The organism is Pedobacter sp. 05L430 (assembly GCF_056397585.1).
This window is the reverse complement of the sequence record NZ_JBFTNT010000255.1, coordinates 1-6,659: the sequence shown is the minus strand read 5'-3', so window position 1 is coordinate 6,659 and position 6,659 is coordinate 1. Positions and strand designations below refer to the sequence as shown.

4 protein-coding genes and 1 pseudogene are annotated in these 6,659 nt (G+C 39.4%); 4 read left to right on the top strand and 1 reads right to left on the bottom strand.

Annotation, left to right across the window (positions count from 1 at the left end; genetic code table 11):
- Positions 1-1,763 (bottom strand): annotated as a pseudogene (locus AC1DG9_RS21650) (hypothetical protein); the annotation flags it as partial.
- A gap of 234 nt (positions 1,764-1,997) precedes the next feature.
- Here AC1DG9_RS21650 and AC1DG9_RS21645 point away from each other — a divergent pair.
- The 4 genes from AC1DG9_RS21645 to AC1DG9_RS21630 all read left to right on the top strand — a co-directional run.
- A complete protein-coding gene (locus AC1DG9_RS21645) occupies positions 1,998-3,068 on the top strand; it encodes a phosphotriesterase family protein (RefSeq protein WP_477635217.1) in 1,071 nt (356 codons plus the stop codon).
- 161 nt (positions 3,069-3,229) lie between these two features.
- Positions 3,230-4,690, top strand: coding sequence for a TolC family protein (locus AC1DG9_RS21640; RefSeq protein ID WP_337715226.1), 1,461 nt, complete (start codon positions 3,230-3,232; stop codon positions 4,688-4,690).
- Positions 4,690-5,679, top strand: coding sequence for an HlyD family secretion protein (locus AC1DG9_RS21635; protein ID WP_337715228.1), 990 nt, complete (start codon positions 4,690-4,692; stop codon positions 5,677-5,679). The genes AC1DG9_RS21640 and AC1DG9_RS21635 overlap by 1 nt, the downstream gene beginning before the upstream one ends.
- Positions 5,679-6,659: ABC transporter permease (locus tag AC1DG9_RS21630; RefSeq protein WP_477635216.1), on the top strand; the 981-nt coding region annotated here is incomplete at its 3' end. The genes AC1DG9_RS21635 and AC1DG9_RS21630, both read left to right, overlap by 1 nt.

The window sequence follows — 6,659 nt, the reverse complement described above, 5'->3', positions numbered from 1 at the left end:
GACCTGTACAACAAATATATACCGGCAATTAACAGCAAGGCTGCCAACAAACCAAACCACTCTCCCTGACCTAAAGTTCCTTCTAAAACGCCATAAACAAATACAGGTATGGCAATTACCAATACCGATAAGATACCCACAAAACCATATATAGACGAGGCAAAATTAATTTGTGATCTGCTTACCCCCTTCTTTTCTATTGGCACACTAAAAAAAGCCAACGATGAGACCCCACCAGCCGGCAAGAAAACACTCACAAAGTTTCGCTTTAAAAAAAGAATGGTGCCATCTGCTATTGATATTTTGCTCGATACCGCAGCAAATGACGATCGGTACATCATTCCATGAATAAATACATAAACTACGCTCAATAACATCCCTGCACTTAACCACCACCATTTTGCTGTTATTAGCAACTGCTTTACATGATGTATTTCGCCCCGCTCCTGTTTAATAAACCAAATAGCAACTGCTTCTGTGCCCTTTGTAGGATCATAAACTTTTACCAGAGGATATGCCTTGCTTAGTTTTATTTCTATTTCTTCAGTGCCCTTTGCTTTTTCTCCCCAAATTACCAATTCAAACCTGCCATTACTTTTTTGGAGCAATAGCGTATGCACAGTTTCAGGTTGACCAATAATTTGGAAAGCTAATTTCCCTAAGCTAAACTTTAATGGTTTGTCGGCCAGAATTGTAGTTAAGTTGTGTAAATATATGGCTGATTTTCTTGGGCTATAATCTGGCTTATAAAAACCAAAAGTTTGATTACCTGCCTCATCTACCCTGTCTCGCAATAAATAAACAGCAGTATACCTCCAGTTCCTCTTGAATTGCGACAGGTATAAGTTCAGGTAAAGTCGGGCTTGCTTCTCTTCAGTTATTTCATCAGTTAGCGTTCCCCCTGTTTCAGTTGTAACCCGCGGTAATGTTAAAAGTTCGTTTTCGGTATATCCCTTATGTTTTCCTCTCCAGGTTTTTCCATAATTGCCATAGAGCCCGTCAACCTTACACAGTGGCCCCGGATCGGCAGCATTCCATGTTTGGTTATCGTACAGTCCCGGATGGGAAGGATGTGAGAAATAATTATGACATGTTGCAAAATCAGCATATTTAGTTCCATCAGGCATTGATGTGCCAGCCCCTTTTGGTATTYTAAGAAATTGTAATCCTACATTATCAGTTTGTGCTCCATTTTCACAAAGATCCCATACCGGATACTTTTTCAATGTTTTGTCACTTTTAACTGCATCATATAAATCCTTTTGTAATTGAGCAACCGGCAACCAGGTTAAGTTCTTTCCGCCCTCTGCCCCTTTATATTTAAACCCCCAGTTGTTTGGTTCGTTAGAACCTTCAAAAGCCAGCAGGGCTCCTACTGCATCGAGCTTTCTGGCTCCCGCTAACAACCTTTTAATGTCAGTTCCGCCACTTAACAGACCGTAGCTAAATCTAACACCTGTCTCTTTATGGAGTTTAATGAAATCTGCCTCAGGAATATCTCCTTCATAACCTGCACGAATCCATCTGATGCCTGTATACTTCATTAGCTCGATAGTCTTGTCCAAAGATTCTCCCCGCTTCGAGATCGCTGAGTTTACGCCAATGCTATTGAGAAAATCAACTGATTTAACAGCCGTTTGAGCAATTATTGGATTTTGCGTTGAAGGCGTTTTTACACCTGTTAAAGACACAAATAATGCTATACCAACAAAACCAATTGTTAATTTTAATAAAAGCCCGGAATTCGTCTTTTGTTTGCTCATTAAAACAAATTTATAATATCTCAAATAAAGTWAAAGGTATGCTTAACAGCTTAATAAAGATGCAATAAAACCAGATACAATTCAAATTGTAGCATAATTCACTTTTAAAGGGTGGAAAAAAGACAAAGGTGCATTTGCTCTGCTTCTGGGCTAACCTTAAGCATTCCTGAGCCATAGGTAAAGCATAGCCCTACTAACTACATAAAAATACCGGTRATTAAATTATTTTTGTATATGGAGCGACGTCAGTTTATATCTCTTTCCTGTTTTGCAGGTTTTATCAGTTTATATCCGAGTTTTCTAGCGCTTGCAGCAGAATCATCTGGAGCTGAAAAAGGTTTTGTAATGACTGTGAATGGCAAAATTGAGACAAATTCAATGGGCCTTACCTTATCACATGAACACATTATTACCGATTTTAAAGGCGCAGAACCTGATACGCGTCCCGAATACGATAATGAAGTAACAGCAAACCTGTTGCTTCCCTATTTAAAAGCTGCTAAAAAATCTGGCGTCACCACCATTATTGAGTGTACTCCTGCACATATCGGCAGAAATGTAGAATTACTAAGATTACTTTCAAAAGCCAGTGGCATTAACATTATAACCAATACAGGCTATTACGCAGCAGTAGGACATAAATATCTACCCAACCACGCCTTTACAGAAACCAGTGAAGAGTTAGCTACCAGATGGCTAAAAGAATGGGAGAATGGAATCGATGGAACCGATATCCGCCCTGGTTTTATAAAACTTGGAGTAGATAGTGCACCACTGAAACCTATTGAAGAAAAATTAATTAAAGCCGCAGCAATTGCCCATCTAAAAAGTGGTTTAAAAATAGCCATACATACAGGAAATGGTGCCGCTGCGCGCCRGGAAGTCGAAATCCTTATTAAAGCAGGGGTAAGTCCGGAAGCTCTAATCTGGGTACATGCACAAAATGATCCAACAGGATTTTTCCACGTTGAACTGGCAAAAAAAGGTTGCTGGATTAGTTTAGATGGCATTAATGAAGACAGGGACTCGATTGTTCAATATCGAAATCATATTTACAGATTAAAAGGTGAAGGCCTGCTACATAAAGTATTGATTTCTCATGACGATGGTTTTGCCGTTACAGAAGAAGGCGGCAAAGCTGCTTTCAACGCTTTTAAAAATGGCAACTCAATACCTTATAACACCATTTTTGGAGTATTAAAACCTTCCTTATTTGAATTGGGGATTACACGGGATGAGTTTAAAATGATGACAGTAGGTAATCCGGCAAATGCTTTTCAGATAAAGGTTTGCCGTCAGGGTTAAACTTTAAGCGCCAATTATCATTATTAAGTTTCATAAATCGAAAATTTAATGTAAATTTTTAAAACTTTATTAGCCTGGAGAGAGTTGATAGATAAGATCAACTTTATTCAACACGTAAGCCATGTAAAGTTTAAAGTTATAGTACTCATTAACCTGGATCGATGAGAAACAAACCAACAAACCATCTTAAGTGGTACTTACTACTCATGATACTGGCAATTTTTGTTGTTACAGCAAACGGCCAAACGACCTCTCTTGAAACATGTTTTAATCTCGCCCGGGATCATAACATGACGCTCAGACAAGCAAAATCTGCACTGCTATCCAGTCAGTATAATTTGCAGGCCGAGAAGAAAAGCTACTTGCCCAAAGTAGACCTGCTATCTAGCTATACTTACCTTAGCAGCCCATTAACGGTAAATTTGCAGACAGTAAAAGATGGTATTGTAGAGGGTTCTTCAAAGCAAAGTGTTAATGCTGCAAATGAAGTATTTAAAGAGGTTACCGGCAATGATTTGTCGCAAGCCGCACAAGACCGGATATATAATGCTTCCAAAAATATTATCGGGAGCGTTTATCCCAACTATAATCCGAGTTTAAGTAAGCAATCTTATTTTGTAGCCGGCTTAGGTGTAAGGCAACCCATTTTTCTGGGAAACAAACTTGATGCTGCCAGTAACCTGGCTCAATCCCTTGTAAATTCTGCAGATATCAACGTTGATCTGGTAAATAAAGAAGTCGATTTTTTGATTGCAGCACAATACCTGCGCATTTTATATTTAAATACCCTGTTCAATAAGCAGCAGATAATGGTTGATGCGCTAACCAAAAACAACAATTATGCCCAGGAACTGGTGAAAAACCAAATCCTTGCGCCTTATCAGAAAAGCTGGACAAATGTAATACTAACACAGGCCGAAAGCCATTTCAATAACATCAAGCTGGAGCAGCAAAATGCCTATATTGAACTTAACAAGCTACTTGGCGTCCCGTTAGACTCTGCAATAATAATTACAGATACGCTGACATATGCAGTTATTGAGCCATTTAAACCTGAGGGCGATTTTTGGGAATCAAATCCTGTATATAAAATGGCCGGCAGTAAGATCTCGTATGCTAAAACAGCCGAAAAGATCAGCAGTTCATTTTCTTTACCCAACATTTTTGCCATTGGGAATTATAATTTATATCAAAGAGACCTGCCCCTACTTATGCCCGACTGGTTTGTTGGTGTAGAATTACAATGGACGCTTTTTAATGGACAAACAAGAAAAAGAACACTGGCAGCCAGACAATTGATTGAAGAAGCAAAACTTGCTGAGAAGAATGCAAGTCTGGGAATACAGGTCTTATCTACAGTTGCCAGAAACAAGATGAAATCTCTTCAAAATGAGGTGGCATCACTAGATAATGCAAGAAAGGATGCCCATACCACGAGCCGCCTGATCACAGAACGGATGAGAAACCAACTCTCCTCTCCAAAAGATGTAAATGATGCTTTATTAATAGAAACAGAAATTGAAAAAGGCTACCATACCGCAGTGTTTGGATACTATTTAGCCGCAGCAGAATATTTCAACAGTCTAGGTAAACCACAGCAAATAACTCAATACATTAAGTGATGAAAAACATTCTAAAAAACTATTGGGCACTGCTCATTCCTATAGTGGTAGTAATTATTGCTTTATTTTTCTTTCTGGCGGGAAACAAGGAAGATGAAAACAACTTTGTTGGGATGGTTGACGCATCTAGTGTTGACGTAGCAGCAGAATTTCCGGGCAGATTGGATTCACTGCTTGTYGAGCAGGGAGATACGGTAAAAAGCGGACAGTTAGTTGCCATATTACGTTCAAACGAAATAGATGCCATTAAGGCCCAAGCACTTTCAGCTATTGATGCAGCTAAAGGTCAACAAGAGTTATTAACCCACGGCGCCAGACCAGAGCTAATTGAAGCAACTTCTAAGCTGTATCAGATCAGTCAGGAACAGTACAACCTTTTTAACACCACTTATCAGCGTATGGAACGTTTATACAATGCTGATGTGATATCAGGGCAAGAGAAAGATGTATTCTATTTCAGATATCAGGCAGCTAAAAAAGAAATGGAAACTGCAGAGCTGAACTTAAAAATGCTGAAAGAAGGGACAAGGCCCGAGCTGCTTAAAACCGCTAATGCTATTGTAAAACAGGCAGAGCAGGCATACGAGCTTACAAAGGCTCTTGGAGATAACACCAAAGTTTATGCTCCTGCAGATGGAGTTATTTCGAGTTTGGTTACCCATCAGGGTGAGATCGTATCAATAGGCTATCCTATGATGACCATTGAAAAAAAGAATTCGACACTTTTACGGTTCAACATCAGGCAGGACAAAGCCAACTTATTGAAATTAGGAGCGGTTGCATCTGTAAAAGTACCGGGATGCGAACCTGAAATCTTCCCTGTAAAAGTAACCTCAATATCGCCAACACTGGAATTTGCCAATTGGGTACCATCAAAAGATAAGGGGCAGTTTGAACTTAGAACCTTTACCATAGAGCTTAAGCCCGAAAACCAATCACGGGTAAAAGGACTACGTTCCGGTATGACTGCATCATTAATTCTGCCTTAATGAATCGTTTTGGCCATATCATCATTAGGGAATGGAAGCGAATTCTCAGCTTAAAGGTATTTTACCTGGTTATGCTGGTTGTTCCCGTGCTTCTGTTTTCATTCTATGCGGTGATTTACCAAAAAGAAGAAGCTAAACATTTATCATTTGCCATATGGGATGACGACCAAAGTCCAGTTAGCCGACAGCTTACTTTTTTACTGGAACAAAGAGAAGCGTTAAACATTACAAGAAGAGTTAGCAGTGAGGCCGAGGTTGAAAGACTAATACAGCAGGKCAAAATACTTGGAGCCATACATTTCCCTGTAAACATGCAGAAAGACATTTACAGCAGACACCCGGTTAATGTAACGCTGTATACCAATGCAGCGTCTCTGGTACCAGCAAAAATGGTATATAAGGCCGTGGCCGAAGTTGTAATTACCGGGAGTTCGGGTGTAATTTTAAAGAAGCTGATAAAAACAGGAATGAAAGCCGATCAGGCGATGGCGCTCGCCAATCCAATTAAACTGAATTCTTATCAGCTCTATAATGCAAGTTACAATTACCAGGAGTATCTGGTGCCCGGATTAATAACCGTGGGCATACAAATGATACTAATCGTAAGCAGTATGCTTGCCCTGAATTATGAATGGAAAACTGAAACAATGCAGGAGCTGTATGAATTGTCAAAGGGTTCGGCCTTGACCGTAATTACAGCTAAAACCATTGCCCACCTTGTAATAAGCTGGGTTAATTTTATACTTATTGCTTTTGTTGTATTTCCCTTTTTCGATATTGGAATTTCAGCTGCCACTGGCAAATTCTTTGTTATTTATACACTACTCTCATTAGCATGCATTGGAATTGGTCTCTTTATTTCAGCTTTATTTAAAKATGTAATGCTCTCGGGTGATACCGCTTTATTTTATACTTCTCCGGCTTTTGTTTTTAGTGGATTTACATTTCCAAGATGGGCCATGCCATGGTACGATCAATAC

Coding starts and splice junctions, on each gene's coding strand:
- AC1DG9_RS21640 (WP_337715226.1), top strand. CDS start 3,230: ATGAGAAACAAACCAACAAACCATCTTAAGTGGTACTTACTACTCATG.